Origin of the sequence: Haloferax profundi, from assembly GCF_001469865.1 — an archaeon.
GTDB classification, from domain to species: domain Archaea; phylum Halobacteriota; class Halobacteria; order Halobacteriales; family Haloferacaceae; genus Haloferax; species Haloferax profundi.
The window spans coordinates 1-3833 of the sequence record NZ_LOPV01000693.1 but is presented as its reverse complement, the minus strand read 5'-3'; the positions used below and the strand labels follow the sequence as shown (position 1 = coordinate 3833).

General features: G+C 59.4%; 2 protein-coding genes and 1 pseudogene. All 3 read right to left on the bottom strand.

Features of this window, described 5'->3' with window-relative positions:
• Positions 1-83: 83 nt before the first annotated feature.
• Positions 84-1826, bottom strand: a complete 1743-nt coding sequence (gene flaJ, locus AUR66_RS18855; protein WP_058573650.1) for an archaellar assembly protein FlaJ — start codon at positions 1824-1826, stop codon at positions 84-86.
• Positions 1827-1830: 4 nt separating this feature from the next.
• On the bottom strand, positions 1831-3495 hold the full coding sequence (locus AUR66_RS18850) for a type II/IV secretion system ATPase subunit (protein ID WP_058573649.1): 1665 nt from the start codon (positions 3493-3495) through the stop codon (positions 1831-1833).
• Positions 3496-3833: pseudogene (locus tag AUR66_RS18845) on the bottom strand (ATPase domain-containing protein); the annotation flags it as partial.

The following is a 3833-nucleotide window of genomic DNA, read 5'->3' as shown; positions in this document are numbered from 1 at the left end:
GGGCGTTCGCGCGCGAGCATCTTCGACCATCTGGTCGTCCGACTCCCCTGAATCTGCAGTTCGTGGGTGTGTTGGATCGTCCGTCATATGCTGATCAGTGCTCCCGCGAGCGACGAGGTGGCGACTGCCATGAGCGAACCAACCCAGACGAGTGCCACGAAGTGGAGATACGCGTTTGCTTTGTGACCACCGTCGACCATGCGGATCATGAGCGAAGAGAGGAGGGCGTTGAACAGGATGATGAGTGTGAGCATGTACTCGATGAAGGGCACGTCGTAGACGCCCGCGTAGATGAGCGTCCCGAACTGGAGGCTATCGAGGTTCATCTGGGTCGAGAAGGACGCCAGAATCTCCACGACTTCGAGGCCGATGAAGAACGCGAACGACGCAGAGGCGGTGATACCGTAGAGGACCCCGATGAGCGTAATCGTCGACTGCTTGCGCTGCCGACGGAGTTTGATAATCTCGTTCATGTTCCGACTGATGAGTTCACCGAGGACTTTCGGCTTCCCACCCATCGAGCGCCCGACGTTGTACATCTCACTGAACTTCTGGATGAGGTACGAGTTCGTCTCGGCGGTGAAGAAGAACCACGACCTGTCTGGGTCGAGGCGCATCCGGAGTCTGGTGTGCAGCCGACCAATCTCGCGCGAGAGGACGCCGAAGTCCTTCTTCCGCAGGGTCTCCAAGACGGCGGTGGTCGTACTCTGTTTTGCCGTCTCGGACGCACCCAGCGCACGAATGAAGCCTGGATACTCCTCGTCACGCTCGCCGATGCGTTTCTCGTGGCGCCGGGCGACGATACCGGGGACGGCCAGTGGCGTCAGTGGCGTCGAGATGAGAAGCGGAATCGGGAGGTCGACCATGATTGGCCGGACGATTTCGCCGACGATAGTCAGGTTGAACGTCCCCATCGCCAGCACGAACACCATCACGATAGAGAGCCCAACGGCACCGTACAGCGTGATGTCGATTTGTCGGTCTGCCTTCGTCCGGTACTCTCGCTGGTGGAACCAGAGTGGGTCGTACGGGGACATCGTCCGAATGACGAAGTAAAAGCCCATCTGCACGAAGACGAACAGCACGATGACTGCACCAATCGTCATCGTCGCGTCTGTCCCAGTCAGGATAGGGAGGACGATGGCGTTGATGATGGCGAACGTCATCGAGAGAATCATCGAGAGGTAGAGGTCCTTCATGACTTCGAGGTTCCCGAGCGCACTCTCGTAGACGGTGATGTACTTTTGAATCATCGCGTTCTGCTCGCCGAGCAGGAAGTCGTCGATGCTCTGACCGGCGTTGATTGCGTACGCGAGACGGTCGAGGAAGTCCGAAAGCGGTTTCGACGGAATCTCCCGCGCCCGGCGCACGCACGCGTCGTCGAGCGACTGGTTCCACGCGTCGACCAACTGGACGATGCGGTTCATCTCAGTCGCCAGTTCGCCGTACTCTTCTTCGCGCGCGAGCGTTCGAAAGACGGCCACACGGTCGATGTTCGTGGTCGACAGGACCGTCATGTGCGTGATGAGCAGGTGAATCTGATTTTCGAGGCTTCGTCTCGTCTGCTCGACGAGGAGTCGTGGATACAGAACAGCACCACCGAGGAGCAGTGCCCCCAGCATGAAGATAGGGATGCGAACGAGGATGGGGAGCGGAAGTGCAATCGTGCCCGCGATCGAAAAGAGGAAGAACACGATGGCCGGACCCAGCACCAACAAGAGGTACCGGGAGAGTTCCATCGGCATCTTCTCGTACGACTCGACGACGTCACTGACGAAGTCTCGAACCTGAACCGCTTGCACCGATGCACTCGTTTCCCCAGACATGTGTTTACACCCTCGCCATATCGAACGGCAGTCCCTCGGTTCCGTCGCGGTAGTAGTCCTCGATGAGTTCGTTCACTTCGTGATACCCGAGGACGTTCTCCTGTATCGCGCGACGGATGAGTTCCGCCCGGAACTTGATGTCCTCGTAAATCTTCCGCGTGTCGTCGTACCCGAGGAGAGTCGCGACTTTCTGTTCCATGATGAACGAGTTGTTCATCCCCTGGAAGACGATGTCGTCGTTGACGGGGTCCCAGTAGAACACCTCGCGGGTGACGACGCCGCCCATCTCTTTCGAGTACCCCTCGATTTCTTGGACGCTCGTCACTCGCCGGAGGATGTCGTTTCCGCGCTTGACCCGGTTTTGGAACAGCGCGATGTCACAGTTCGACATGAACGTCTCGGGGACGTTGATGGGGTCGCCGGTGAAACGCTGAATCATCGAGACGATGTCGGATGCGTGGAACGTGAGCATGACCGGGTGGCCGGTCTGTGCGGCCTGGAAGGCCATCCGTCCCTCTTCACCACGGACCTCCCCGACGATGATGTAGTCGGGACGAGAGCGGAGTGCTGCGGCGACCAGGTCGAACATGTCGACTTCGGAGTCTGACCCACGACCCTCACGCGTGAGGAGTTGCTGCCACGTGTCGTGCGGCGGCAACACCTCGGCAGTGTCCTCTGCGGTGTAAATCTTCGAGTCATGTGGGATGAACGAGAGGATGGCGTTGAGCGTCGTGGTCTTGCCCGACGCCGTCTCGCCGACGACGAACACCGTCCGTTCGTTCTCCAGTGCAATCCAGAGGTACGCCGAGAGTTCGGGAGAGAGCGTCCCCCACTTCGTAATCTGGAGGATAGAGAGCGGAACGTCGTCACCCTGACGAATCGTGAGCGACGACCCTTTCAGCGACACGTCGTCGGAGTAGATGATGTTGATACGCGACCCGTCGGGGAGCGTCGAGTCCACGATGGGGTGTGCGTCGGAGACTGGGTCGCCGATACGCTCACCCATGTTGCGAAGCCAGTTGTCGAACTGCTCGGTGCTGTCGAACTCGACACTGGTCTCGAGCAGGCCGAAAGTCCCGTGGTCGACGTCAACCTGGTTGGGACCAATCACGTGAATGTCTTCGTTCTCCGGATCGCGCATGATGGGTTCGAGCGGTCCGAGCCCCACGATGTCGCGAACGAGTCGGTACTCGATTTTGTCGTAGGTGACCTGCGGAACCTCGATACCGACCACGTCGAGTCGTTTCGCCACCGACCCGAGTGGACCGTTGTCCTCGCCTTCGATGTGGACGATTTCTTCGAGGAGTTCGCCGATACGCTCTTCGTAGTCGGCGCTCTCTTCGGGCGCTGGTTTCGAGACACTGCGTTCGAGCAGTTTGTCTTTGACCCGCGCGAACACTTCGAGTTCGTCTTCGTCCATCTCCGGTTCGATGACGTAGTACTTGGTCGTCTCACCGAAGTTGCCGTAGATTTGGCAGAACACGGGCCCACCGAGGTGGTAGATGATGTTCGGACGCCGCGATTCGTAGTCACCGGGGTCTTCGACGAGCATCGGGAACTCACCCGTAATCTGACGGAAGCGCTTGAGGTGGTCCCGGAGGTGGGGCCACTTCATAGCGAGGCGTTTGAGGTCGTCCGAGAGTCTGGCAGAGCCGTGTTCGGTCGCCATCTATGCCACACTCCTGGACTCGATGACGAGTCCGATTCCCGACCGCACCGAGAACCCGACGCGGTCACCGACCTGCTGGCCCATCCCCGCGAAGCGTTTCACGAAGATGTTCCGGCGAACGTCGTTTCCGACTTCGACCATCTCCAGTTCGAAGTAGACGTCGGCGATAGACCGGAACGGCCCGATGGACCCCTCGTCGACCGACGACGGGTCGACAGTGAGGATGATGGTCTTGCCTTTCGTCGTCAACTCGCGGAAGAACGAGATGATTTCGAGGGCCGCCTGCCGTTCTTCGTTCTGGCGGACCAGCGCTTCGAACTGCGGGTCGTTGCGGAGGA

Excerpts from the sequence above, each read along its gene's own strand:
- flaJ (WP_058573650.1), bottom strand. The coding sequence starts at position 1,826 with ATGTCTGGGGAAACGAGTGCATCGGTGCAAGCGGTTCAGGTTCGAGAC.
- AUR66_RS18850 (WP_058573649.1), bottom strand. The coding sequence starts at position 3,495 with ATGGCGACCGAACACGGCTCTGCCAGACTCTCGGACGACCTCAAACGC.